Source organism: Mageeibacillus indolicus UPII9-5 (assembly GCF_000025225.2).
GTDB classification, from domain to species: Bacteria; Bacillota; Clostridia; order Saccharofermentanales; family Fastidiosipilaceae; genus Mageeibacillus; species Mageeibacillus indolicus.
Genome location: NC_013895.2, coordinates 52,205 through 78,305, shown reverse-complemented (window position 1 = coordinate 78,305; position 26,101 = coordinate 52,205). Strand labels below are relative to the sequence as shown.

17 protein-coding genes and 1 pseudogene are annotated in these 26,101 nt (G+C 46.2%); 12 read left to right on the top strand and 6 right to left on the bottom strand.

Translation table 11 applies throughout. From position 1 onward, the window contains the following. Nucleotides 1-20 precede the first annotated feature (20 nt). The 3 genes from iolG to iolD form a co-directional block, all read right to left on the bottom strand. Complete coding sequence (gene iolG / locus HMPREF0868_RS00340) at nt 21-1,031, bottom strand: inositol 2-dehydrogenase (protein WP_012992710.1); 1,011 nt, start codon at nt 1,029-1,031, stop codon at nt 21-23. 113 nt (nt 1,032-1,144) lie between these two features. Then, nucleotides 1,145-2,167: a Gfo/Idh/MocA family oxidoreductase gene (locus tag HMPREF0868_RS00335; protein WP_012992709.1), complete on the bottom strand. Its 1,023-nt coding sequence runs from the start codon at nt 2,165-2,167 to the stop codon at nt 1,145-1,147. A 129-nt stretch (nt 2,168-2,296) separates the two neighbouring features. Continuing rightward, nucleotides 2,297-4,237 (bottom strand): 3D-(3,5/4)-trihydroxycyclohexane-1,2-dione acylhydrolase (decyclizing), encoded by a 1,941-nt coding sequence (gene iolD / locus HMPREF0868_RS00330; protein WP_034575227.1) that lies wholly within the window; start codon nt 4,235-4,237, stop codon nt 2,297-2,299. A 669-nt stretch (nt 4,238-4,906) separates the two neighbouring features. On the opposite strand from iolD, the gene HMPREF0868_RS00315 reads away from it, so the two are divergent. The 4 genes from HMPREF0868_RS00315 (at nt 4,907) to HMPREF0868_RS00300 (ending at nt 10,174) form a co-directional block, all read left to right on the top strand. Next, on the top strand, nt 4,907-5,956 hold the full coding sequence (locus HMPREF0868_RS00315) for a sugar ABC transporter substrate-binding protein (RefSeq protein WP_012992705.1): 1,050 nt from the start codon (nt 4,907-4,909) through the stop codon (nt 5,954-5,956). 169 nt (nt 5,957-6,125) lie between these two features. Further along, on the top strand, nt 6,126-7,631 hold the full coding sequence (locus HMPREF0868_RS00310) for a sugar ABC transporter ATP-binding protein (protein WP_012992704.1): 1,506 nt from the start codon (nt 6,126-6,128) through the stop codon (nt 7,629-7,631). Then, on the top strand, nt 7,624-8,637 hold the full coding sequence (locus HMPREF0868_RS00305) for an ABC transporter permease (protein ID WP_012992703.1): 1,014 nt from the start codon (nt 7,624-7,626) through the stop codon (nt 8,635-8,637). Before HMPREF0868_RS00310 ends, HMPREF0868_RS00305 begins: the two co-directional genes overlap by 8 nt. A 286-nt stretch (nt 8,638-8,923) precedes the next feature. Further along, on the top strand, nt 8,924-10,174 hold the full coding sequence (locus tag HMPREF0868_RS00300; protein ID WP_012992702.1) for a lipid II:glycine glycyltransferase FemX: 1,251 nt from the start codon (nt 8,924-8,926) through the stop codon (nt 10,172-10,174). A 31-nt stretch (nt 10,175-10,205) separates the two neighbouring features. Here HMPREF0868_RS00300 and HMPREF0868_RS00295 read toward each other — a convergent pair whose 3' ends face one another. Both HMPREF0868_RS00295 and HMPREF0868_RS08520 read right to left on the bottom strand, forming a co-directional pair. Further along, on the bottom strand, nt 10,206-11,372 hold the full coding sequence (locus tag HMPREF0868_RS00295) for a hypothetical protein (RefSeq protein ID WP_012992701.1): 1,167 nt from the start codon (nt 11,370-11,372) through the stop codon (nt 10,206-10,208). Nucleotides 11,373-11,841: 469 nt separating this feature from the next. Next, nucleotides 11,842-12,291, bottom strand: coding sequence for a hypothetical protein (locus HMPREF0868_RS08520; RefSeq protein WP_198300177.1), 450 nt, complete (start codon nt 12,289-12,291; stop codon nt 11,842-11,844). Between the two features lie 27 nt (nt 12,292-12,318). On the opposite strand from HMPREF0868_RS08520, the gene HMPREF0868_RS00280 reads away from it, so the two are divergent. The 6 genes and pseudogenes from HMPREF0868_RS00280 (at nt 12,319) to tnpB (ending at nt 22,386) form a co-directional block, all read left to right on the top strand. Continuing rightward, nucleotides 12,319-14,784, top strand: coding sequence for a transglycosylase domain-containing protein (locus HMPREF0868_RS00280; RefSeq protein WP_102892624.1), 2,466 nt, complete (start codon nt 12,319-12,321; stop codon nt 14,782-14,784). Nucleotides 14,785-14,989: 205 nt separating this feature from the next. Next, nucleotides 14,990-15,487 carry a deoxycytidylate deaminase gene (locus tag HMPREF0868_RS00275; protein ID WP_012992698.1) on the top strand — a complete coding sequence of 166 codons (498 nt, stop codon included), beginning with the start codon at nt 14,990-14,992 and terminating at the stop codon, nt 15,485-15,487. Further along, the gene (locus HMPREF0868_RS00270) at nt 15,484-17,973 is read left to right on the top strand and encodes an HAD-IC family P-type ATPase (RefSeq protein WP_012992697.1); all 2,490 of its coding nucleotides are present in this window, start codon (nt 15,484-15,486) and stop codon (nt 17,971-17,973) included. Before HMPREF0868_RS00275 ends, HMPREF0868_RS00270 begins: the two co-directional genes overlap by 4 nt. Before the next feature lie 9 nt (nt 17,974-17,982). Further along, on the top strand, nt 17,983-20,685 hold the full coding sequence (locus HMPREF0868_RS00265) for a hypothetical protein (protein WP_012992696.1): 2,703 nt from the start codon (nt 17,983-17,985) through the stop codon (nt 20,683-20,685). A 176-nt stretch (nt 20,686-20,861) separates the two neighbouring features. Further along, a pseudogene (tnpA, locus tag HMPREF0868_RS08150) lies at nt 20,862-21,265 on the top strand (IS200/IS605 family transposase). Nucleotides 21,266-21,282: 17 nt separating this feature from the next. Then, nucleotides 21,283-22,386, top strand: a complete 1,104-nt coding sequence (tnpB, locus tag HMPREF0868_RS00255) for an IS200/IS605 family element RNA-guided endonuclease TnpB (protein WP_012992694.1) — start codon at nt 21,283-21,285, stop codon at nt 22,384-22,386. Nucleotides 22,387-22,587: 201 nt separating this feature from the next. Here tnpB and HMPREF0868_RS00250 read toward each other — a convergent pair whose 3' ends face one another. After that, a complete protein-coding gene (locus tag HMPREF0868_RS00250; RefSeq protein WP_012992693.1) occupies nt 22,588-23,859 on the bottom strand; it encodes an MFS transporter in 1,272 nt (423 codons plus the stop codon). A gap of 193 nt (nt 23,860-24,052) precedes the next feature. Here HMPREF0868_RS00250 and HMPREF0868_RS00245 point away from each other — a divergent pair, with 193 nt between their 5' ends. Together HMPREF0868_RS00245 and HMPREF0868_RS00240 are read left to right on the top strand one after the other, a co-directional pair. Then, nucleotides 24,053-24,967 (top strand): fumarylacetoacetate hydrolase family protein, encoded by a 915-nt coding sequence (locus HMPREF0868_RS00245; RefSeq protein ID WP_012992692.1) that lies wholly within the window; start codon nt 24,053-24,055, stop codon nt 24,965-24,967. A 51-nt stretch (nt 24,968-25,018) separates the two neighbouring features. Continuing rightward, nucleotides 25,019-26,047 (top strand): HAD hydrolase family protein, encoded by a 1,029-nt coding sequence (locus tag HMPREF0868_RS00240; RefSeq protein ID WP_012992691.1) that lies wholly within the window; start codon nt 25,019-25,021, stop codon nt 26,045-26,047. Nucleotides 26,048-26,101 lie beyond the last annotated feature (54 nt).

The window sequence follows — 26,101 nt, the reverse complement described above, 5'->3', positions numbered from 1 at the left end:
AGTTTATTATCTCTACCTGATCAAAGCTTAAGTTCAACCGTTTTGCCAGTATGAAGTGATTCAGTTGCCGCTAGGGCCATCTCAACTGCACGCAAACCGTCCAAAACATCTACAACTACTTCACTTTGGCCATTTACTGCGTCTATGAATGCAACAAATTGGTCAATGAACGCTCCGGTATAACGATCAAGGAAGAAGTAACGAATCTTATCCGTGCTTACCGTTTCTTCCGTATAAAGTTCTACCGTAGAAGGCTTATCGTTGTAGGCAATCGCTTGGCCTTTTGAACCAAACACTTCCACTCTCTGATCATAGCCGTAAACAGCTTGACGACTGTTGTCGATAACCGCAATAGCCCCATTGGCCATTTCCAAAGTTACAACTGCAGTATCGATATCTCCGGCTTCTCCGATGGCAGGATCAAGCAAGTTAGCACCTTTGGCGGTAATTTTTACTGCATCGCTACCACTGAGATAACGAACCATGTCGAAATCATGGATCATCATGTCAACAAACAGGCCTCCCGATACCTTAATGTAGGAAATCGGCGGCGGTGCTGGATCTCTGGAAGTAACTCGAATCACATATGGATCTCCAACTTTACCGTTCTCAACCATCTCCCGCACCCGACGGAAATTGTGGTCAAAACGGCGGTTGAACCCGATTTGGCAAATTACACCCGCCGCCTTAACCGCTTCCATAACCTCATGGATACGGTCCAGACTCAGATCAACCGGTTTTTCCAAGAAAATTTGTTTTCCTGCTTTGGCCGCCGCAATGGCAACTTCAGCATGAGTATTGGTAGGGGTTGCAATAACAACGGCTTCAACTTCCGGATTTGCCAAAAGCTCGTTGTAATCGTTATAAATATATTTTATCCCCTCTTCTTCGGCCCAGGCACGTGACTGTTCGATCATCACATCCGCAACGGCAATAACTCTGCCGCCCGGAACAAGCCGGTTTATGTTTTCAACATGCAGTTTACCAATTCGGCCGGTTCCTATGACACCCATCAAAATGTCTTTTTTCATATTGCGTTCCTTTCTTGCCCAACTAGGGCTTATATTTTCGTTTAAAATTCAGTTTATTTATACAAATTGCTCACTTAATTCAAGGTTTTGCGTCAGTTGATCGAGGCGCATTATTAATCACGCAGTGGTAGCATTCTTCCCTTCTCAAATGACTCTTTGCAGCGATAAGCTGCTTCCGAAGCCGCCGTACCGTCCTGAACGGTCACGTCGGGTTGACGATTTTCAATGATGCAGCGGCAAAATTCACGAATTTCATTAATGTATGCTTGATGCCAACGAGCCATGAAGTCCTCATAGCAAACTCTGCTAACACCATGTTCGCTCATAATTTCCACTAGATTTTTTGCCGGAACGGAAGCTATCCGTAACGTGCCTTTTGTACCAATTACTTCGGTTTCAACGTTGCAACCATGCGCCGCTGCCCGGCCGGCGAAGATAAAGCCCATTGCTTCATTTTCGCACTGTAACATAGCCGCTACATTATCGCCATCATTCAGTTTTCTATATAAATCGTACGCGAAAACGCCACCTATTGCCCATAAATTTTTTATTGGTGAACCGGTAAACCATCGAAGCAAATCAAGGTCATGTACACACATATCAAGGAATTGACCGCCGCTGTGCGGAGCAAATTTCAACGTGCTTTCAATTGTCGATACCGGATCTTGTGTGTATGAGCGCATCAATATCACTTTGCCAATCTCGCCGCGATCTATTCTGGCTTTAACGTCCATGTATGAATCATCAAAGCGGCGCATAAAGCCGAGCATGAACTTTAACTCTGGATATTTTGCGACAACTTTTTCAGCGGCCAGGCACTGCGGCACATCCGTCCCTAGCGGTTTCTCGCAAAATACGTGCTTGCCATTGGCCATTGCACATTCAATCTGTTCCACATGTAATGCAGAAGGGGAAACAATCGCAATCGCATCCAGATCGGGATCCTTGCAAAGCGACTCATAGTCGGTATAACGTTTGCTAACGCCAAGCTCATCGGCAACTTTATTCAGATGTTCAGCATCAATGTCACAAAGTGCCGTTAATTCTGCTTCAGGTATCAAGCTGGCTATATTGCACGCGTGTTCATATCCGAGACGCCCCAGGCCGATCGATCCTATTTTTACTTTTTTGCGCATTTTAATCCTCCGTTGTTAACCAGATATATCGGGTGAATTTTTCTTTCGATTGAATTTTCTTCTACCGCTAAAATTTGCAATAAAATCGAATTAATTTCCAATCAAAATTTTCGACTCAGCATCAATAACTTAATATTTCCTTGCCTCCGCCAAATGTCTATCCATCTTCAAGCGCGCTTCATTCACTTTTTCATTTGTCGATGTTTGTGCCAATCCACAGTGCCACCAGCCTTCATAGCCGTCAGTCATCGTTTTGGGCAAAACTTTAACATCAATCAAGCATGGGCCGTCCGCTTTTCGCGCAGCACGAACAGCAGCTCGTAATTCATCCGGAGTTCTGGCCGAATAACTATTTAATCCATATCCTTCGCCTATTTTCGCGAAATCAGTGTATACATAATCTCCATCTAACAGCCCTGTCTCGGAGTTACGATATCGCATCTCCGTCGCCAGGGAATTAACGCCATTTCCCGTTTGCAAATTATTGATGCAACCGAAAGCAGCGTTATCAAAAACCATAATTATCACTTTGCGCCGTTCCTGTCGCATTGTGCTTATTTCAGAGTTCAGCATGAAGAATGATCCATCGCCAGTCATCGCATATACTTCCCTCTCAGGTTCAGCCAGAGCGACCCCGAGTGCGCCGTTAATTTCATGGCCCATACACGAGGTGCCGTATTCCATGCTATATGAGTCTTTAGTGTCAGTAAGCCATAATCGCTCTAAATCACCCGGCAAAGATCCGGCTGCCGCAACAACAATTGCATCTGGAGCCGATTCTTGGCGTAAAATATGCAAAGCATTGCACTGTGACAGCCCACCACCGGTAACTCTAATAAAATCTGCAATCTGTTTCTCCGGATTGCCACAAGATATCAGCGGGGAGAACGAAGGTGTACCGTATTCCATCGTATTTACCCGATTCATTTCAGCCGACCATGCTGCATTGGCTTTGCTTATTTCATCCGTGTACGAACTCTTATAGCCTGCCGCGCGCAATTCTAGATGCAATTCAGTAATTGCCTCTTTGGCATCAGCCACACACCTTATGGCATCTAATTTTTCTGCATGATAATCTGAAACATTGATGGTTGCAATTCTCATAATTGGATTGCGGAATATAATCCACTTTGAACCTGTTGTAAAGTCGCTGAATCTAGTTCCTATTCCCAATATAAAATCTGCGTCTTTCGCCAAAATATTCGCAGCCAATCCACCCGTTACACCTATACCGCCGCAAGCCAATTCAAACGAGTCAGGCAAGCAAGAATGTCCGGCTTGTGTTTGTGCCACCGGGATATTAAACTCGCGACAGAACTTCATAAGCGCTTCTCCCGCCTCCGAGTAGCGAACGCCACCGCCGGCAATGATTAAAGGTTTCTTGGAGCGCAGCAATGCCTCCTTGACATTATTAAGCTCATAGGTTTCAGGTTTAGTTCTGGCTATATGATGCACTCTTTTGCGGAAGAAATATTCTGGGAAATCATAAATTTCGCCTTGAACATCCTGGGGCAGAGCAACGCATACCGCGCCGGCGGTAGCAGGATTGGTCAAAACACGCATAGCGTTGATCATCGCAGTCATAAGTTGTTCTGGACGGCTGACCCGATCCCAATAACGACAAACCGGGCGGAAACAGTCATTGGCTGTCAAACTTAAATCGTGGCCTTGTTCCAACTGTTGCAAAACCGGGTCAGGTTGTCTGGTTGCGAATACATCAGCCGGCAGCAAAAGTAACGGAATATTATTTACAGTTGCCGTCAGTGCAGCAGTCACCATATTCGTAGCTCCAGGGCCAATCGAAGAGCTGCAGGCAATTATTGAACGTCGGTTTTTCTGCTTGGCATAGCCGATAGCTGCATGCGCCATACCTTGTTCATTTCGCCCCTGATAAACTTTCAAATGTCCAGGATCAGCATCAAGAGCTTCGCCTAGTCCGAGCACAATTCCATGGCCGAATATCGTGAAAATTCCTTCTACAAAAGGCTGCTCTTGTCCGTCAAATTCGACGTATTGTTGGTTAAGAAACTTTACCAGCGCTTGGCCGACAGTTATCGGAAACGTTTTCATGAGTGATCCCCTTTCATTTGTGGCACGGTCTTTACATATAAATTGTACCCCATCCAGATATTTTTTTCCACTTTTTTTGAGCAAAATAACAACATTTTTTTATTTTCCTCGGTTTTTTCTTGAAATTTGCGACTTTTTTAAAACGTTTTCACAAGTAATTTATACTTTTTATCCTTTTGCCAATCATTTCACGGCTTGAGAGCTTAAAAAATCTCATTCGGCAAGATCGGTTCCGTCTTCGAGTATCTTCGTTTCGCTCAATATAAATCTTACTCTTTTCAAAACAGTATTTTGCACGCCCTCTTTTTTGGATATTCGTTCAGTTTTTATAAGTATGACTCTTATTTTTTTGTGCATATGTCCAGGACTGATAAGGATGGAATCGCAAGGCATCCTCAGTTCCTAAAAACAAGTTAAAGGTAAGGAATTTTATTTTCGATGTGCATTAATGAAGAATTTTTATTATTATTTATTTGTGCAATAAGCATAAATTTATACTGTTACAAGCAAAGTTTTACTGCATTTTGCGCAAAATATAATTGACACAGCCGTTTTTTCATGCTATTTTATTTGTAGTAAACGTTTGCAGAAGCGAACGCCATTTCATCCGGGAACGGATATTGCCCGCAGTATCTGCGGAGCAAATTTCAATGATTTATGGAGGTTTTTATGAGGCTCAACAAACTTTTAGCTACCGCCTTGGCCGCAAGCATTACTCTAGGACTTGTCGCATGTGATTCAGGTGTGAGTAACAAACCTGCCGATGGTTCAAAAGAAACCCAAACCGAACAAAAGGATGCAAAAAAGCCGGATGACAATGGAGGAAAAAAAGAACTGAACATCGATGTTATTTTGAAAACGACAGCTTCTGAGTACTGGGGGTATGTTCAAGCTGGAGCTTTAGCCTACAGCAAGGAGCACCCAGAGGTAAAAGTAAACGTCGTCGGAGCCTCATCTGAGACTGCGTTTGATGAACAGCTCGCTCTGATCGAAACCGACTTAGCCTCAGGCAAATATGATGCGTTTGTAATGGCACCATTACAAGCTGATATGGTAGCAAGCAAAATTGCCAATGTTGAAAAACCGGTTATCGCGGTCGACACAAAAATAGATTCCCCTAAAGTACTTTCTTTTGTAGGTACCGGTAACGCAGCTGCTGGTAAGCTCGGTGGAGCTGAAGCCGTAAAGGCGGCCAAAGCTGCCGGATGGAAAGAAATAAAAGCTATCTGTATTTCAGGTGTGCAAGGTGATACAACAGCTGCCGACCGTATGGAAGGCTATAAACAAGGAGTCGAGGCCGAGGGCGGTGAATTTCTTGCCGGCGAAACCCAATATGCCGATGCCGTAGCCGATAAAGCTGTTGCCTGCATGGAAGGAATTATGCAAACTCACCCAGAAGGAATTTCAATTATCGCTTGTAACAATGACGATATTGCCATGGCAGCCGCACGTGCCGCCAAGGGTAACCCTAAGTATGAAAAAACCATTTTCCTCGGCTTTGACGGAATTATTTCCGCTTGCGACGCCATCCTAAAAGGCGATGAAACAATGTCAGTTGCCCAAGAAGGTTACAGCATGGGGTACAAATCGGTTGAAGCTGCAGTGAAGGCCATAAACGGCGAAAAAATTGAAAAGTTCATCGACTCCGGTGCTTCCATTGTAACAAAAGCGAACGCCGCTGATCGTAAGAAGACGCTTGAAGGATATCTCAACAAATAAGCCTATAGAAAAGCAGCGCATATTAAGCCCACCCGCCAGCCCCGGGGGGCTTAATTGCCAATTTAAAGCTAAAAAATCATGTCACTAATAAGCCAATAGCATGTCAATAATTTATAATGCCGCGCAAAGTCATTTATAAAAATTTTTGAACAAAGCAAGAAGGGATTACATGAGCGAATATATCGTCGAACTTAATAAGGTTACCAAGCGCTTCCCGGGAGTTGTGGCTCTGCAAGATATGCATCTTCAGCTTAAAGCCGGCGAAATTCATGGCTTGATCGGAGAGAACGGTGCCGGGAAGTCAACACTTATCAAAATTTTAACCGGCGTTTATCACCCTGATGAAGGGGAAATCCTGAGTAACGGTGAACCGGTAGTGTTTAACACGCCTAATGATTCAACCGCAGCAGGTATAGCTTGCGTCTATCAAGAACTGAATATAGAAAAACTTTTAAACATAACCGACAACATATTTATTAATCGTTGGTTGCGTCGTAAAAATGGCCTTTTGGATTACAAAACTATGAATAAAACCGCCAAAGAAATTATGGCTTCGTTGGGCCACGATATTGATCCCGGTACCATAGCCGGAACACTTGGCATGGGAATTCAGCAAATGATAGAAATCGGGAAAGCCATTTTATTGAAATCAAAAGTTTTGATCATGGATGAGCCAACATCCTCTCTAGGTGAAAAAGAAGTCAAACAGCTGATGGAAACTTGTAGGCAGCTAAAGAAACAAGGTATAGCCATTTTGTTTGTTTCTCATAAATTAGAAGAACTTTTCGAGTTATGTGATCGAGTGACTATTATTCGCGACGGCCAGCACATCGCAACCCTCGCTACAGAAGAACTTACGCACGACTCTTTGATCAAGGCTATGGTTGGACGAACATTGAACAACCAATTCCCTAAGGAATTTGGGACGCGTGGCAAATGTGCGCTCGAAGTCAAAAACCTGGTTGAAGGCGGTGTCCTCGATGGGGTGAGTTTCAAAGCTTATACCGGCGAAATACTAGGCTTTTCAGGCCTAGTAGGAGCTGGGCGAACAGAGACCATGCGCGCTATTTTCGGAGCAGACCCGCTAGATGGCGGAGAAATTTATATTTTCGGGGAAAAGGTAACGATTCATAGTCCTAAAGATGCAATAAATTCCGGCATAGCTTTTTTGACCGAGGACCGCAAAGGTCAGGGCTTGGTATTAGCGCAATCGGTAAAAAACAATCTTATTCTTGCTACGTTAAAGGGCCACAGTAAAGGGCTGTTTTTGAACGAGGAAAAAATTGATGACACTTGTGCTAAAAACATAGAGACTTTGCGAATAAAAACGCCATCAGCCGATGAAATTGTCGGCCAACTTTCCGGAGGCAATCAGCAAAAAGTCGTTATAGGAAAATGGATTAACAGTGACGCGGATATATACATATTTGACGAACCGACGCGAGGTATCGATGTTGGTGCCAAAGTCGAAGTTTACAATGTGATGAACCGCCTGGTTAAGGAAGGTAAATGTGTAATCATGATTTCATCCGAAATGCCGGAAATTTTGGGGATGAGTGATCGGGTAGTAGTCATGCGCGGTGGTCGTGTCATGGCTACCGTAGAACGTAACAGCAAACATTTTAATCAAGAAAGTATCATGCATGCCGCATGGGGAGGAACATTAGATGATTAAGCAAAAAAAAATAGGCAACCGATCTTCGTGGCTGGGCACATTTTTGGCTCTGCTCCTGCTTTGTGTAGTATTGGCTATAGTTACACCAACTACCTTTCTCAAGGCTGACAACTTGATGAATATTCTTAAGCAGACTTCAGTTAACGCCCTGATTTCAACCGGTATGTTGGTTTGCCTGATCACCGCCGGCATTGACTTATCTGTAGGGGCAAACGCTATTGCCTGTACTTGTTTAATCGGTTTGCTGCATACCAAAGGCATCGACAGTATTTTTGTCGCTATTCCCGCTGCGCTGATTCTCGGAACCATAATTGGGGTGATTAACGGTTCTTTACTGACCAGACTGCACTTGCCTCACCCCTTCGTTTCGACCTTGGGTATGAAAAACATTTTAGCCGGCGCTGCGTTGTTGTTGGTTAATTCTCGCATGGTTTCCGGGTTCAAAGAGCCTATTATGTGGCTTGGTTCATATTCAATCATTAAAGTTCCAGGTTTCCCTGGGATTCCTGTTAGTTTTATTTTGGTTATCGTATTGTTTGCAGTCATGCACATATTTCTTACCAAAACCGCCCTCGGTCGTTCAATTTACTGTGTTGGCGGTAATCCGGAGGCAGCACGATTGTCCGGTATAAACTCGGCTAATGTTTTAACATTCTGCTATGCTCTCTCAGGTTTTATGTGCGGAATCGCTGCCATCGTATTAATCGGCCGAACAAGCATTGCCAACGGAGCAAACGCCATTCAGCCTTATGACACGGATGCCATCGCCGCCTGTATCATCGGAGGAGCTTCTTTCATGGGTGGCAAAGGAACAATGATAGGTACAATGATTGGTGCTTTAATAATTTCTGTTCTGCGTAACGGTTTCACCTTGCTTTCTGCCAGTGCTGCCGTACAATATGTCATCCTTGGTTTAGTTATAATTATTGCCGTTTTAATTGACATTACCCGTGACCGGTTGGACAAAAAGCGTCGTCGTCTGGCGGCACATAAAGCTAACACCTAAGCCTAGATGGAAATTATATATTGCCTGCCGTTATCGCGCTTGCGCGATCTGTAATCCCTAACAACGGGCAGCGTAGGAGTGCTCATTCCTGCGCTGCTCATTTTGTACCACGGTCGACTTTCATTAGACGTTTGCTTTGCGCCAAACTTTTTCGTTGCGTTTATATTTTGCCTAATTTCAAGCCGTACCCTCTCATCAAACTAAATGTCGGCGCAAGTTGCGATTGCACGTGAAATATGGAAACGCTATACTATAAACTCACTGAATATTGGAGGCAAGCTCGGTTATGTTACAAGTTACCCGTAATTGTAATACCGCTGAATGGGATAATTTTGTGAATCAGCATCCTTCCGGCAATATTTTGCAGTTATTCGCTTGGGCAGAAGCAAAATTACCGGCATGGGATTCGGAAATAGTTGTGTTGCGCGAGGAAGGTAAAATTATTGCCGGAGCACAAATTTTATTTAGGCAGTTACCCTTTCCGCTTCAGCATTTTTCAATGGCCTACGTGCCGAGAGGTCCAGTTATAGATTTTACCAATTCGGATCTTCTGAGTCGTCTGCTGCATGAAATTGAAATCGTGGCCAGACAGCATCATGCAATTTCTCTCACAAGCGATCCATTGATGCTGAGGCAAAAGGCAGGATCCGATTTTATAGCATTTTGGCAAAAGCACGGCTATATTCATGCCGGATTTGCAACCGACATGCGAGAAATTCAGCCACGTTACAATATGGTTTTGGATTTAACGGCTAATAATGGTAACTGGCGAGAAACTATTTCTGCTACTTGTCGCAGCCAGATCAATAAAGCGAAGCGGCAAGCTTTTGTAATACGTCGGCAAAATCCGGGCGATTTACAGGACTTTTTTGCCATTTTGCAGGCCACGGGCGAGCGCGATCACATCGGCGTACGTAATCGCGACTATTATGAACACATTATTCATGCCTTCCGGAGCCACGGTCACGAAAATTTTAGCGTCATTTACTTAGATAAAACCGCCGCCTTGGCCGATTGGTCTGAAGCACAAATTAAATTGCAAAAAGAAATCGAGCAAAACGAGCGACGCGCAGCTAAAGCGAATCCTCTGAAACAGCAAGCAATTTTGGAGGATACAAATGCCAGACGTCAGGCCTTGGCTCGTTTGCAGTCGGATTGTCGTGATTTGGAAAAATGCAGCAAAAATTTTGTTCCTTTGGCTTGTGCTGCCCTGCTTTTTTGTGGTAAAACTTGCTCCTATTTATATGGTGGCAGTGCGCAGGAGTTTCGCAGCACTATGCCGGTATATGGTCTTTTGCCTGCCCTCATCGATGCTGCCAAAGCGGACGGCTATACCGCTTTTGACTTCGGTGGAGTCAGCGGTTGCTTGGATCCGCAACAGGACGCGCGCTATGGAGGACTTTATATTTTTAAAAAACACTGGGGCGCGGAATTGACCGAGTACGTCGGCGAATTTACCAAGCCGCTGAGCCCACTTATTTATAAACTATTTAAATTTGCGGTGACATTTCGCAAAAAAATACGCGGGCATAGCTGATCCAACCGCCGCTGCCGGTTAGGGCAGCCGGTTAGCGACATAGAAGCCGCCGCTTACATATCCAAAGGTGAACTGCAACGATAAGGAAAGACACTACCACAGCCGCCGCAGCACAGATGTCGTAACTACGTGAACGATCGCCGGTTGCGACAATTGCGCTGGTCAGGTACTCGTTTCCTGACATATTCCGATCAGCTAGAAGAACCTCTTCAATATAAGCTTTAGGGGCTTTGGGGCTATACCGATATTCAGCCGTAATGCGATACACTTTCCGATATTGAGTCGGGAAAGAAAAATTCAACAGTTCATTTTCGGTATAAATACCCTTACGTTGCAAGTTCATCAAAAAGTCAACTTCCGAGCTGATTCCATAGAGTAAAGAATCAATCCAGCTTATCGGTTCTAAGCCTAAGCGCGGCACCAAGTCGATACGCCAACCGACAAAATCCCAACCGGCATCAGCTTTTACCTCAGGAATTTGAGCAGCCGTAACTTTGGCATGTCTGGTTTCATCGGGGACAAGTTCAACCGAAACATTACCCGTCAAAATTGTGCCTTTTTCTCGCATAGCACCATGTATTCCTGGAGTAAAAACCAGATTAATCCCGTTTACCTCGCGGTTGTTGCCGCGCAAGTCGACATCCGGCACCTTAGGTTTGGACGGTTCGCTATATGCTTTACCGGCTGGCAGTAATTCCGCCGGAGCCGGCACACTTTGCTCAGGGACAAGCACTTCAGATGAAGCCGGAACAATAGGATTTGCCGGAGGATCTGGGCTAAACATAACTAGCGGCGACGTTTTTTCATCCGTTTGAATCGCGGCTATTGAGGTATTGAAGAAAGCTAAATTGGAAGTAATTATCAGGGCGACAGCCAAACACAAGGCAAATAGTACTTTGAGGGAACGCCAAGAGCACATTTTTGTCTTTTTAGTTGCCCAGCAGAGGGATGCTGATTTTTTCGCACTACACCGAGGATCTTTCCAGCCGCCCATCTGCAGCTGTTTGTCGCAGTCGCATTGCCGCGCCGCCAGTTCAGCGCATCGTTTGTCGCAGTCGCTTTCCCGCGCCAGTTCAGCGCACTGTTTGCCGCAGTCGCTTTCCCGCGCCAGTTCAGCGCACCGTTTGTCGCACTGCTTGTCGCACCGTTTTCCTCCGCAGTTGCAAGTGAATATTTTTTCTAAAACATATAATATCATTTACCGCACCATCTCCGGTACCGCCTTACGCAAATTGTTAACTAATAGTGTAGGTTAATTTTAATATTTAGACAAGCACAGCCGGGGAAAAATTGATATAATTACAGTGATTATTTGTATGCAAATCTCTGGAATACCGGGGTGGCGTGTACAGGCATTCTGACAAGAAAGGTTACGCAATATGAAGAATTATCCTGATAATAATTCCGACGTATCTTCAAATAAATCGATACCCGAGGCCAATCGTGGTGCTATCGGTCAAAACCCACGCCCGATTCAAGGTGCTTCTCCCACATCACCGGAAGGCCGATTATCCGGCCAAGGTACTTCCCAGCAACCGCCTTCCGATTCCTCGCGGTACTCTGACACTTTACCGCGGCAGCCGCAATTACAATCACCGCAAACGGGTCGAGCAGTACCTGGACGACAACCTCAACAGATGCCGTCACAACAGATGAAACAACCGGGATTAGCGGATACATCTCCAGCGCGGCCACAAACCAATCGGCAGTCGCCAAACATCATTGGCCAACAGCAGCAATCTGCCCAGCAACAGCAGCTCGCCCAACAACGGCAATCTGCCCAGCAACAGCAGCTTGCCCAACAGCGGCAATCTGCCCAACAGCAGCAGCTTGCCCAACAACAGCAACTTGCCCAACAACAGCAGCAGCTTGCCCAACAGATGCAATCTGCCCAGCAACAGCAACTTGCCCAACAACGGCAATCTGCCCAGCAGCAGCTTGCCCAGCAACGGCAATCTGCCCAGCAACAGCAGCTTGCCCAACAACGGCAATCTGCCCAGCAGCAGCTTGCCCAGCAACGGCAATCTGCCCAACAGCAGCAGCTTGCCCAACAACGGCAATCTGCCCAACAGCAGCAGCTTGCCCAACAACGACAATCTGCCCAGCAGCAACAGCAAATTCAGCCTCCGCCGCCGAACCGCGCGATGCCTGAACAAACACCCGCGCCACTTCAACACCCCAACCTTCGCTCGGATAACTTCGCCCACTCCATGCCGCCGCAAGGCCTACAACGCCACCTGCCCGGCGAGGTGACCCGGCAGGAAATGATCCGCCTACGCAAAGCTTTACGCAAAAATTTACGTGGCAAACCCTCCCTTCCGATCCCCGCCTATGGGACCCAAGAAGCCATTGCCCTGCTATTAACCCGCTTTGCCAAGACAGCGATTCTCGCCATTGTGCTGTTATTATTTCTAATTGGCGGCTTCGGCAGCGGCGTTTTGTTCGGCTACATCTCTACCACCAAGCCGGTTCCCGCCGATTTATTGCGCTCAGGTTCCGAAACCACATATCTTTACGATGCCAAGGGAGAATTCATTGCCAAGCAAACAGGATCGCAGAATATAGATCGCCGTTATGTGACATATAACCAAGTCGAGCACACAGCCATTGCCAACGCCTTCATCGCCATCGAAGATGAACGCTACATGACCCACATCGGCATCGACCCCAAGCGTATTGCCAGCGCAATTCTTTCAGCCCTGGCTAACGGCGGCACGCCCACCCACGGCGGCTCCACCATCGTTCAGCAAACCGTCAAACTGGTAACTGGCGATAACCAAGTTTCCAGCCAACGTAAAATTCAAGAATGGTACCGCGCCATCATGCTAGATGAGCAACTCAGCAAAACTGAGATCATGGAACTTTATCTTAATTTAGTCCCCATGGGCAATAGCTACGTCGGTATCGAGGCGGCAGCCGAAGGATACTTCAACAAATCAGCCAAAGACCTGACCCTACCCGAATGCGCTTTTTTGGCGGCTATCCCGAAAGGACCAGCCATATACAATCCGCGCACAGAAAACGGTATGCGTAATACTTTGCGTCGCCAACAGGTAGTTTTGGCCAAAATGTATCAACTGGGTAAAATAAGCCGGAAAGACTACGATGACGCCCTCAAAACCGATATCGTTCTTGCACCGGTACCTGAAGATAAGGCCCAAGCCAAAGTTAACTCATATTTCGTTGAATACGTAATTTCCCAAGTCGTCGATCGTTTGGTCGAGCAAGGCTTAAGCCGCAACATAGCTTATCAATACGTGTCATCCGGCGGATTACACATTTACACTACAATGGAACCAGCCGTACAGGCGGCACTTGACGAAGCCTTTAGCAAAAAAGACTTGTTCCAGAAAAATCCGTCCTTCTATGAAGATTACCCGGAAAAACCGGAAGCCGGTATGGTGGTCATTAATAACAAAACCGGAGCAATTGCCGGAATGCAAGGCGGCTTCGGCGAAAAAACGACTAACTTAATTTGGAATCGTGCCACAGATTTACAACGTCAGCCCGGTTCAAGTATTAAACCATTAGTCGCTTACGGCCCGGCTTTAGACATAGGCAAGTTTGTCGGAAGCAGTATAATTCAGGATAAAGAAGTTTTCTTTAACGGCCCAGATAAGCCTTGGCCGACCAACTATGACCGTCAATACCGCGGACCAGTTACTTTCCGCAATGCACTTAAAGGCTCGCTCAACGTACCGGCAGTAACTATTTTGAAAGCAATCGGTGTCGACACCGGCAAGCGTTATCTGAAAAACATGGGGATTGACTGGACGAAAGATGAGGTCGGACTTGCTGCAGCCGTCGGTGCTCCGCAACACGGTGTATCCCCCTTACAGATGGCACAGGCCTATGCCACATTCCCTAATAACGGAGTCTATCGCCCGGCTTATGCTTTTACTAAAGTCGTTGATAAAGACGGCAACGTTATTTTGGAAAATACACCTGAAGAACAACGGATTTTCAAACCGGAAACAGCATTTATCATGAACACTATGCTGGAGGAAAACTTGCGCAAGTCAACTTCGGCGTTCGGCATGTACACTGATGCCGGTAAATATGGGCCGGTAGTTAACGGAAATAAAGAAATCATCTCCACCGGCGGTAAAACCGGTACTACCGATAGTAACGTTGACAAATGGTTCGCGGGATTCACTCATTATTATACCGGTGCGGTGTGGTTCGGGTTCGATAACATGGTCAAGCAAACCGCTATACCGGAGCAGGACTGGGAAAATCCTGTTCGGATCTGGCGTGCGGTCATGGACAAGATTCATATCAATATGAAAGACAAGCCGTTCGATCGTCCGAATGACATTGTCGAGCGAAAAATAAACATTTATGACGGGCTCTTGGCCACTCCGTCAACTCCGTCCAATCAGGTCATGACAGAATGGTATCAGGAGAACAGTCCTCTCATTCCTAAGCAAAATTCCGGCAGAGCTAGTATTAAGGATGATGAGGATTCAGATGAGAACGGCGATGGCAGTGGATTGTTTGATCGGATACTGAAGAAACTGCGGCCCGGCTCGACCCGACGCGGTGATTCAGACTCAAATTCAGGCTCAAGGTCTGGATCGGACTCAAGATTAGATACAGATTCAGACTAAGCAATGTATAGCTGTTTACTTAGCCTACTTCGGGAACTCGCGAATTCGGTAATTCGAGGTCTCGAAAAACAGTAATCTCGCCAAGACCTCCCGGGTTTCACGGCCAAGGCCTCCCGGGATTCCGAGATGCCACGGCTGCCGCGACATCTTATAGTTTATCGTTTGGCCGTTAGTGCACATGGCGAAAACAACTTAGGAGGTACACATGAGCAAGCGACAAGAATACTTATCTTGGGACGAATACTTTATGGGCGTTGCGCTGCTCTCGGCTCAACGCAGCAAAGACCCCAACACGCAAGTCGGCGCCTGCATCGTCAGCCCAAACAATCGGATTATTTCCGTCGGCTACAATGGGTTGCCGTACGGCTGCAGTGACGAAACTTTCCCCTGGGAACGCGAAGGAGATTATTTATCCACCAAATATCCCTACGTCTGCCACGCCGAATTAAATGCCATCCTTAACAATCCTGGAGCGATTTTGCATGGTGCCAGAATTTACGTGGATCTTTTCCCCTGCAACGAATGCTCCAAAGCCATTATTCAAGCCGGCCTGGTGGAAGTGATTTATCTTTCCGACAAATATGCCTCCACCGATGCCGTAAAAGCATCCAAACGCATGATGGATGCGGCCGGAGTAAAGTATCGTCGACTGATTCCCGACCATACCAAAATCACATTGGAATTGAAAGCAGAGGATAAATGAATAATTCACCCTATAAGCTGCAAGGACTAAGCCAAGCGGAAGTTTTAATGCGCCAAAAAAACGGCCAAACCAACGTCCCATTCGTGGCAAAAAGCAAGTCCATCCGGGATATTTGCCGAGATAATATTTTAACACTGTTCAATATCCTCAATTTTATTTTGGCGATATGTATAATTGTCGTTTCCTTCGGCCGGCCACGCCTCTTGTTAAACATGACATTTATGGGCGTTATTATCAGCAACATTGTCATCGGTATCGCCCAAGAAATTCGCAGCAAAATTACGGTTGATCGGCTTTCACTATTGGTTGAGCCGGAAGTTACAGTTATGCGTGATGGCCGGGAACACGTTTTAAAACCATCCGATTTGGTTTTGGGCGATGTTATGCTGCTGCGTTCCGGGAACCAGATCATGGTAGACGGAAAAATTTTGCTCTCTCGTGGTTTGGAAACAGATGAATCTCTCTTGACCGGGGAGTCTAATCCGGTGAAAAAAAGTGCCGGAGATCAAGTCTATTCCGGCAGTTTCGTCGTAGCTGGAGATGCCGCCATGACCATCACCAAAGTCAGCGGCGATACTTATGCAGCCGGAATCGCTCGCGAAGTAAAACGAACTAAAAAGAGTAATTCTCAAATCGTTGCCTCACTAAATCGCATTATCAAATTTTTAAGCATCGTAATAATTCCGCTCGGACTGCTGCTATTTGCAAGCAAAATTCGGCTACTCAACGGCCGATCCGATTTGGCGGAAATTGTCGTTTCAACGGTTGCTGCTCTTATCGGCATGATTCCCGAAGGCCTTGTTTTGATGACCTCTTTGGCTTTTGCTGTAGGTGTGATTAACCTTGGCAAGCACCATGCTTTGTTGCAGACTTTGCCGGCTATTGAAACTTTGGCACGGGTTGATACATTGTGTTTGGACAAAACCGGGACAATCACAACCGGGCAGATGGATTGGCTGGAATTTTACCCGATTGCTGATGAGAAAATCCAGGCCGCGACAACGCCGGAAAATTGGGTAAAAAGTCTTACCGCTGGCGGAAAAGATTTACTTTTGGCCGCGGCAATCCAGACTCAAATTGAGCGCAACGCTACTGCCATGGCCTTAAAAAAACCGTTGGCAGCACTGCACGATTCTTGTCCGGGAGTCACCTTACCATTGCCCAGTCCTGACCTATTGCTTAATTTTAATTCCGAACGGAAATGGGCAGGGGCCGTATTCGGGGACACTCTTATCTATTTTGGCGCGCCAACCTTTGTCCTCCCCGACCTTGCCGTAGCTTACCCGGCAATATATAGAAAAATAGAAAATTTGGCTTCACAGGGATTGCGGGTAATCTTGGTTGCCAAATTAACCCCTGATAAGCAGCGGGAAATCGATCCCGACTCATTTGACTTTTCCGCCGCCCAACCCGTGGCCGTTTTGACGCTAGGCGACCAACTGCGCTCCGATGCCAGCGAAACGTTCAGCTATTTTCGCGCTCAAGGGGTTACGTTGAAGCTTATTTCCGGCGACGATCCGCACACGGTTGCCGCGGTAGCCGGGCGAGCCGGCGTGCCAAAAAGCGATTCCGTTATTGACATGTCCCAAGTTCCCGCCGATGCCGATCTCCGCGAAATTGTCGAAAAATACAGCATTTTCGGGCGGGTCACCCCCCATCGCAAACAAGCATTGCTGCGAGCCCTCCAAGCCAATGAGCATACCGTTGCCATGACAGGTGACGGAGTTAATGATGTTCCGGCTCTCAAAGATGCTGATTGTGGCGTTGCCATGGCTTCCGGCTCCGATGCAGCACGCGCCAGCGCCGATATCGTCCTTTTGCAGAACAACTTATCTGCCTTTGTACCGGCTGTCAACGAAGGGCGGCGAGTTATAAATAATATTGAGCGGGTTGCCACCCTCTTTCTTGTAAAAACAATTTATTCCTCGCTTTTGGCGTTTCTGTTCATTTTTTTGCCGTTCCCTTATCCGATTTATCCAATTCAAATCACCCTTATCGCCTCGCTTTCAATCGGTATCCCGGCCTTTTTCTTAGCGCTGCGCCCTAATAAGCGGCGAGTCGGCGGTGCCTTTTTGCGGCGGGTATTGTACGCATCCGCCCCGGCCGGCCTGACCTGTACCCTCATGGTTGTTTTGATGATCACTATTGGCTCTGTCTGCGGACTAAGTTATGACAAAACCTCTGCATTGGCGGCAATAACTTTGTTGACTGGCGGCATGATTGTTTTATGGCAGGCCTGTAGGCCATGGGACAAATTAAAACGCATTCTGTACACTGCTTGCATACTTATATTCGTTTTCGAATTAATTTTTTTATCGGATATTTTTTTCATCAAGCCTATTTTATCGCCTACACTTTGGCCATTTTTAGTTTTGCTACTGCTCTACCCACTTTTTCAAAAGCTGTTGACCAGGTTTGGCTGCGTCGAATTTTTGCTTAAATTAGGGCATTTTGTGCATAATTTTTGGCAACGGCATCAATTTTAGGAGGTTTTTATGCCGTCATACTGGCTAAATAAATTGAATACACTGTTTGAAAAGACTTTACAGGCGGAGTTAGCGGCAAGGTTTGATGGGGGCTTGGCCAATGCATCAGATTTGCCATCGATCGGCTCAGTTGAAGCCGGAGAATTCACGGTCACGCGGGAAACCGTCGCGGCTATTTTAGATCTGGATGTTACCGCGGCCATGAGTTTGCTCTCTTCCACTTATCGGTATAGCAAAGCTGAAACGTCAGCAAGGTCGCAACTAGGTTATGTAGATATAAATATTTTCTGCTCGAAACTGGAATTTACTTTAGTCAAATTTCTCTATCTCGGTCTAAGTTCGCATCAGCGGCGGGTTTTTTCTTTTAAGCTGTTGGTTGAGCACGCGCACTCGGCCTTACAAAAAGTTTCAGCAGAATATTTTGACTACATTCCTTTGCCCCTTTGGCTGTATTTTGTCCTGCCGCCTCAAGTCGCTTCTTCAGCTTGGTTGACGCCGGATTTTCCGCCCCTTTCTTACGCTGAAGCCGGAGCCGGAGCCGGTGCCGCTGCTGATTTCGAGGCCGGTTCTGAGATAGTTACAGTGCTCAGACCAACCGAATTTGCTGATCCGGCAACGTTGACCTTGACGGCGCTAAGAATTTACCTTAGTTCCATCGTCCAAAACGGCCTCACGGAGTTTCAGTTAGCCCAAACCGTCGTTAGATATTTAAGACAGACGAATATTCCGGCTCGTTTATTACATTTTGAAGCCGACACAGTGCAAGCCAGCCGCTATGGCGTTGAATTTTTTCAAGGCCAGTCCTGGTACTTGCTACCAATTGCTTCGGCAGATAACCTTTTAGCGGCAATAAACAACCGTGCATTCGGATATAATAGGAATTGGCTATATGTCTACACGTATATTCCCGGTTCAGCCGAACTGTATAAAATATTTACACCTGCCGACGAGAAAACAGATTTTGTGCTCATGCATCGCGCCAATAACGCTTATTTAAATTTAACAGCAGCTTATGCGCCAACCGTATCACTCTCTTTCACCGTCGCCGCCGCGGGGCAGGTAGAAATTATTGCTCCGTCAGAAGGTATTGCAAAAAAACTGGGTGAATTTATGGTTGAACCGGGGCGAGTTTATTTTTTGCCCCTCGGCCTAGGCGAAGTCGCTCTCGCCCTGAATCCTTCCGAATGCAGTCAGCCAGTTTCAGGTTCACAGGCGCAAGGCTCAGTTCCGACCGCATTCAGTGAGGCCAATGTTTTAAATTGGTTGGACCTGCAGGTTATCGATACCACCAAAGTTGGAGATGAAATTTTGCACCTGAAGCCGGCGATCGGGTACCGTGATTTTCCCCCGGCTACACGCGCCACATTAGCAAAGAATGCGGCAGCTCAGAATGCGGCCGCGAACAGCAGAACAGCGGCCCCGGAAACTGTAGAAATCAAGAAAAAAAGTACCGCTAATCACGAGAAAACCAAGGCTACCGCGACCCCTGACACCGCCTCACCGAACAGGGTCTACCCTATCGATTCCGAAACCACTGCAACTCTACCGCAGTGCTGTATTCCGCCCCAACTGCTTTCCCCCAAGTTTTACCGGGACTTACTCAGCTATCGTGAACAGCAGGCCGTCCTCAGCAGCACCAATTTACAGCTACTTTTAGAACGTCCATTAGCCAAGCAAAGATCAGTTTATGAGTTATTGCAAAAAACCGGGCGCAACGGGGAGGCTATTTTAAATTTTTTGGCCGAAGCTGCCAACGCCGTACAATTAAGCAACTATATTCATCTTTTACAGCAATTGACCGAAAGTAATTTGGTAGCCTTAAACCCGGCTTTACTAAAAGCATGGCCGGATTTACCAGACGATTATCTTTTGCCGGAGCTTTTTTACCGCTACACCTTTAATCTGCAATTGCTGAGCGAACCGTTGACCGACTGGCCTCGCCGAATGCGCACCGTACTGACCGCTAACCAAGCTCCGATACAGCCGATTTTGCGAGCCGATCAAGCCACGTTCCACGCCAAAGTACTTTTTTGGCAAAATCATCCCTATTCCTTACCTATGTTTGGCAGGTTTTTCAGTGAATATGGGCAGCGTTCTCGCGCACTCTTGCTCGGGCTGGCAATTGCACGAACTTTGGGTTTGCCGGCGAAATTGAATAAATGGGTTGACAGTCTGGATATTTTTGACTTTGCGTCAGAGCGTTTTTTGGCTATGGCCTATTCACCGGAATTTTGCCCTGTGGCAGAACCGACTCCGGCCTTCTTTTCAATCGCAGAAAATGATCTGTTGGCTGACGAGGCTCGCCATAAGGATTTGCAAAATCTGAGTGATGTGCAAAAAGAATTGCAACGTCGGCGCAGTGAAGCTGGTGCAGATCCAACAAGCACAAGCATTCTTGGTGACGAAAATAAGGTATTTGTACCGCGCTTACTATCTCCTGACCGTAAAAAGCTGATCACAGAAGCCGTGCATCTGTCGTTGAGCAGCGAGGTCGTTGAACTCAAATATGGAATTGACTGGCAGTTGTTTTTTCAACCGCCGGCACCGGGCAGCCCGATTTTGCGGCTGAAAATTGCTCCGCCGGTGAGTGCCTACGTTAGTCCGGGTACTTATCTGTTTGTTATATGCGGCACTCGCCATGCAACCGCAAAGCACATTTACACGGTAGGAGCGGGCGACGAATTGTTCCTCACGCTCTCGGCAAATGACTAATGTCTAAAGGCAGCGATCTGGCTCTTTGCCAGTCGGCGGCAATCTGATGGGCGAGGTTCGTCACTTTGCTAGTCGCGGCAATAGGCATTGAAATTAAAGCTACCGCAATCCCACTGGCTTTAGACGGTGGGTTAAGGTAGCAAAAATTATGATTTAGTGGTATAATAATTGGCATTATAGGAACGTGGAAATCAAAGAATAGGCATAAGTATTTATTGCAGTATCACATTATTTTTGTATGCAAGTATAGAAAGAAATTATTAGTGCCGAAATCAATGTCGGATAATATCAAGCAGTTTTCTTATGAGATATGCAAGAAGCATAATATAATCATAAACATATGGAAACAGACAAAGACCATATACACTATATGATAGAAACTGAGCCTACTATATCAATAAGCAAAGTGGTTAATCTAATTAAGAGCTATACAACATATCATATATGGAAAAAGCATACAGAATATCTTAAGAAACCTTTTTGGAAAGAACATACATTTTGGACTGATGGATATTTTGCTTGTAGCGTAGGCAATGTTTCTGAAGAAATATTAAAGCAATACATAGAAAATCAAGGGTAGAAAGGTAGGTAAGCTGAATGTTAAAAGCATATAAATATCGGATTTATCCAAGTAAAGAGCAAGAAATACAGTTGGCAAAGACATTTGGCTGTTGCCGTTTTGTATATAATCAGACCCTTGCATACAGGAAAGATGCTTATGAAAAAGAAAAAAACTCTATCAGTAAAACAGACTGTAATAATTATTGCAATAGAGAGCTGAAAAAAGTTTATGAATGGCTGAAAGAAGTAGACAAATTTGCTTTAACAAATGCAATTTATCATATGGATAGTGCTTATCAAAAGTTTTTCAAAGAGCATGCAGGTTGCCCAAAGTTTAAGAGTAAACACGATAGGCATAAATCCTACACAACTAATTTTACAAATGGGAATATAACTGTAGATTTTGATAGAGAAAGAATAAAGTTGCCAAAGTTAAAAGAGATAAAAGCAAAAATTCATAGGAATTTTGCAGGGCAAATAAAATCGGCAACTATATCACAACTGCCGAGTGGAAAGTATTATGTAGCAATCTTAGTAGAAACAGAGAATGTAAAAAAGCAGGAGACAAGAGGTAAAATAGGTTTAGATTTGGGGATAAAGGATTTGTGTATTACATCAGATGGGAGAAAATACGAAAATCCAAAGACAATAAAGAATTATGAGAGAAATCTTACAAAATTGCAAAGACAGCTTGCACATAAAATAAAAGGGAGCAGGAACTATCAGAAAAAAAGAAAGCAAATAGCATTATGCCATGAGAAAATAACAAATACCAGAAAAGATTATCTTCATAAGATTTCAAGTGAAATAATAAGCGAAAACCAAGTGATTGTTTCAGAAAACTTGCAGATAAAAAATATGATAAAAAACCATAAATTGGCTAAGTCTATAAGTGACGTTTCATGGTATGAGCTCACAAGACAGCTAGAGTATAAAGCAAAGTGGAACAATAGAATATATGTTAAGGTAGATAGTTTTTACGCAAGTAGTCAGTTATGTTCTTGTTGTGGTTGCCAAAATAAGAACATAAAAGATTTATCCGTAAGGCAATGGAAATGTCCAAATTGTGGGGAAATACACGATAGAGATGTCAATGCCGCAAAGAATATATTAGCAGAAGGATTAAGACAAATAGCGTAATAAAAAAATATAGGGTAGGGACTATCCGAATTAACGCCTGTGGAGATAGTAGGTTACGAGGTCAGTGAAGCAGGAAGCCCATAGGCTTTAGACTATGGGTATTTCACTTGCATATAAGCCTTAGCACACCACTTAGTGCGCCCCACAGCGCACGCCTGCGCCTTGCGACACTAGCAACCCTAACGCCCATTAGCGCACCACTTAGCGCACCTTCCCCGGCGACCGTTGGTGCGTAATAAAATATGCATAGCCCGCCGCCGCCAAAGCAGCCAAACTTAAGAAACAGAAGCCGCCCACAATGCCAAGACGCTGAATCAATGCTCCCGACAAAGAAGGCAACAACACCATCCCCCCGGCCAAAATCGCCTGATACACCCCCAGTGCCGTACCCCGGTGAGACCGCGGAATCTCAGCCAAACTTTCGCTCATAGAAAAAGGCAACACTGTCCCACCGAAAATTCCGCCCATAATTTGCAATAAAAACAACTGCCAAACAGCCGTAATCCGCAAAAGCAGCAAACAATAAATCGCCGCTAAAACCAAAGATACCGGCAACCAAAATTTTGCGCCTAATTTTACCATCAACGCCCTCCCGGCCAAAGCATTGACAAGAACGGTGACCGCCCAATACAAAAATGTAGCAGCCGCTATTTCTTTTTCGTCCGCACCGATCACCTGAGCCTGATTGGCAACAAACGACATGACCAAAGACAAAATAAGTCCTTGATGCACAAAAGCCAGCATCGCGAACTGCCATAACCGAACATTCTTTACTGTACGCCAGAAGGCTCCGTATGTCAGATCCGCGCCGGAATCGCCACCATAACTCCCCGGCGCAACATTTTCAACGCCATCCGCACCCGACTCATTACTACCGCCCCCCGGCCGCACCTTAGTAACCGCCGCATGCACCTCCCGACAATAGACACGATACGCCACCACTGCCAAGACAAACGCCAAGAGACCGGCCACAATTTCCGCCGCCGCTACCCCCCGCATCCCACTCCGCCCGACCAAAGCAGCACAAGACAAGCTTGACGTAAGCATTGCCGTTGAGTGCCCAGTCGTAGCATAAGCCATAGCCCGATGCAACTCAGCCTGCGAAAACAACTGCGCAAAAAGTGCCAAGACAGCGATCCACACCGCCGCCGCAATTCCGCCCAAAATATTAGCCACTAAAAAAGATCGGGGCGAATTTACCCCCAGACGAAAAATTGCCCCCAAAGTACCGACCGCCGTCCCAATTAAAACATAAGGGAAAAGCCTGCCCGACCGATCACAATGCATTCCGAGCGGAACGCGCAAGAGCACCTGCCCGAAACCATAAGCCCCGATAATTATCCCTGCCGCGCCGGCTGAAACCCCTAGTTTATACAGATGCGATGTTTGAATCGGGACGTGAACATACAGGGCATACCAATACAATATTACTACCACAAAAAGTATACGACGCAGACGGACAGATGTTTTCATCTTGACCTCACAAACAATGAGCATTATAAAAATATGCAGAATTTTAAAAAGAAGATAATCGTTTTAAAAATTATATCACAGCAAAATAAGCAAGTCACGTGATGAAAAAATATGGTAGACTTAAGGCAAGAATATCGACCGCGCAGGCTCACTTCAACGACCTGAAACCGCTATTTTTTGAATGGAGACTTATATGAAACTTGTCACCTATTTTTGTCAACCGCAGCAAGAAAAAATAATGTACGATCCGCTTTGCATACCGACCCCAAATTTCCCCGGTATTTTACTTGATACAGGCATATTACCACTCTCAGAGCTAGGTTTCACTTACCCGGACTGGAACACAGCAATCGCAGGCAGCCACCCGCTTTGCTTCAAAACTTTAGCTGCCAAACTTCGCCAAGCCGATTTGGCCACGCTATCCATTTTGCCGCGGTCATCCATCACTTTGCTGGCTCCTATCCCTCAGCCTCGCCAGGATGTACTTTGCATCGGCTCCAATTATTATCCCGCCGGAACCCCGTCAGAAAAACGACACCCTTTAGACCAGACAATGTATTTTAGCAAGCGGACCTTCCATCTGGCCGGCCCCGGCGCCGTTTTGCCGCACCATCAAGACGTTACCGCCAGTTATCTCTACGAGATGGAATTAGGCGTGGTTTTAGGCAAAACAATTTATCAGGCCAACGAAAATGAAGCCGCAGCCGCCATCCTCGGGTACACTGTCTTTAACGACTGCACTTCCGCCATTTTGTGCAAAAAATTTAATCAAGTCTATATAGGAAAAAGTTTGCCCGGCTTTTCGGTAATGGGTCCGTACATTGTCACGGCAGATGAGTTTGCTGCCGCACCGGAATTTACGATAATCGGCAAGCTTAACAATGAAATTCGTCAGACCGGCAACACGGTTGACATGATTAAAAATACTCTCGCAATTTTGGTTGAAGTAAGTCGCTATACTGTTTTAGCCGCCGGTACAATTCTGTCAACCGGTACCCCCCAACCGATCACTACACGAGAAAATCCCCTACAAGTCAAGCCGGGCGACCACATTTGTGGCGAGATTAGTGGGGTGGGGCAGCTTGATTGCTACATAGCTGAGGCATAGCCGGCGTGGTGTCATAGCGAAAAATCGAAATTAAAAAGCAGGTACAGCAAAATGTTAGGCACGCATAACTATAAAAGATATGCCGGCAGCGGCAACGCCGGCAACAGCACCAGCAGTGTCAGCACCACCGGCAACAGCACCAGCGCCAGCGTTGATACCGCCGAATCAGCCCCGGCTTTGGTAAGCCTGACAACCCCAGTTTGCGTTGATTCCCGAACAACCCACTTTGCCCGGAGCTCAACACCAACACCCGACAAATTACGCGGCAAGATAAAACTTGTTGCCAGCGATTTAGACGGAACCCTCCTCACCGATGCCTCTTGCATTTCTCCGCGCACGGCTCAAACCATATGTCGCCTAGCTAAAAATGGCATAGACTTCACCATTGCGACCGGACGCATTTTATCCCGTCTGCCACTCAACTTATGCCGCGAAACCGACCTGCACTATGCGGTTTTGGCCAATGGAGCTGAAACTTGGGACTTAAAACGCAACATTTGCCTTAGCACCTTACCCCTTTCCGGAGCGACTGTAACCGCCGTGCTGCGTGTTTTGGCCGCCTTCCCCCTCTATTTCGAAGTATATTTCGCCGGCGAAGCGTACACCGACAATGCTCGTCGCCAATTTTATCGAGATAGTCTATACAGCCCGGCCAAATTAATTGATATGCGCCGCTCACGCCACACCGTCCCCGATCTGTTTGAATTTGTCGCCGCAAGAAAAATTAGCAAAGTGGTCATGCCGCAAGCAACCCCTGAATTATTGGCGGAGCTAGACCGTAAATGCGCCCCAATTAAAGATTTGATCATTACCAACTCAGCCTTCGGCAACCGCGAATACAACGCCGGTAACTGTACCAAAGTCGCCGGTATAAAAGCACTAGTCGAATACCTGCACCTACAACTGGATGAAGTTTTAGTCTTTGGTGATGCCGGCAACGATTTGCCGATGTTTGCAACTTTCCCACATTCCGTAGCCATGGCCAATGCCACTCCAAACATTGCAGCCAAGGCCGCTTATCGTACGGGGAACAATAACGCTGACGGTGTTGCCGAATTTTGCGAAACCTATTTGCTGTAAACGCCTGCAACCGCTCTATTCCAGGCGATGCACAGCCCTGCTCTAGGCAATGCA

What these genes read in the sequence shown, in the direction of transcription:
- HMPREF0868_RS00250 (WP_012992693.1), bottom strand. Translation starts at nt 23,859, where the DNA reads ATGAAAACATCTGTCCGTCTGCGTCGTATACTTTTTGTGGTAGTAATA.
- HMPREF0868_RS00245 (WP_012992692.1), top strand. Translation starts at nt 24,053, where the DNA reads ATGAAACTTGTCACCTATTTTTGTCAACCGCAGCAAGAAAAAATAATG.
- iolD (WP_034575227.1), bottom strand. Translation starts at nt 4,237, where the DNA reads ATGAAAACGTTTCCGATAACTGTCGGCCAAGCGCTGGTAAAGTTTCTT.
- HMPREF0868_RS00305 (WP_012992703.1), top strand. Translation starts at nt 7,624, where the DNA reads ATGATTAAGCAAAAAAAAATAGGCAACCGATCTTCGTGGCTGGGCACA.
- HMPREF0868_RS00300 (WP_012992702.1), top strand. Translation starts at nt 8,924, where the DNA reads ATGTTACAAGTTACCCGTAATTGTAATACCGCTGAATGGGATAATTTT.
- HMPREF0868_RS00335 (WP_012992709.1), bottom strand. Translation starts at nt 2,167, where the DNA reads ATGCGCAAAAAAGTAAAAATAGGATCGATCGGCCTGGGGCGTCTCGGA.
- iolG (WP_012992710.1), bottom strand. Translation starts at nt 1,031, where the DNA reads ATGAAAAAAGACATTTTGATGGGTGTCATAGGAACCGGCCGAATTGGT.
- HMPREF0868_RS00240 (WP_012992691.1), top strand. Translation starts at nt 25,019, where the DNA reads ATGTTAGGCACGCATAACTATAAAAGATATGCCGGCAGCGGCAACGCC.
- HMPREF0868_RS00315 (WP_012992705.1), top strand. Translation starts at nt 4,907, where the DNA reads ATGAGGCTCAACAAACTTTTAGCTACCGCCTTGGCCGCAAGCATTACT.
- HMPREF0868_RS00275 (WP_012992698.1), top strand. Translation starts at nt 14,990, where the DNA reads ATGAGCAAGCGACAAGAATACTTATCTTGGGACGAATACTTTATGGGC.
- HMPREF0868_RS00310 (WP_012992704.1), top strand. Translation starts at nt 6,126, where the DNA reads ATGAGCGAATATATCGTCGAACTTAATAAGGTTACCAAGCGCTTCCCG.
- tnpB (WP_012992694.1), top strand. Translation starts at nt 21,283, where the DNA reads ATGTTAAAAGCATATAAATATCGGATTTATCCAAGTAAAGAGCAAGAA.
- HMPREF0868_RS00295 (WP_012992701.1), bottom strand. Translation starts at nt 11,372, where the DNA reads ATGATATTATATGTTTTAGAAAAAATATTCACTTGCAACTGCGGAGGA.
- HMPREF0868_RS00270 (WP_012992697.1), top strand. Translation starts at nt 15,484, where the DNA reads ATGAATAATTCACCCTATAAGCTGCAAGGACTAAGCCAAGCGGAAGTT.
- HMPREF0868_RS00265 (WP_012992696.1), top strand. Translation starts at nt 17,983, where the DNA reads ATGCCGTCATACTGGCTAAATAAATTGAATACACTGTTTGAAAAGACT.
- HMPREF0868_RS00280 (WP_102892624.1), top strand. Translation starts at nt 12,319, where the DNA reads ATGCCTGAACAAACACCCGCGCCACTTCAACACCCCAACCTTCGCTCG.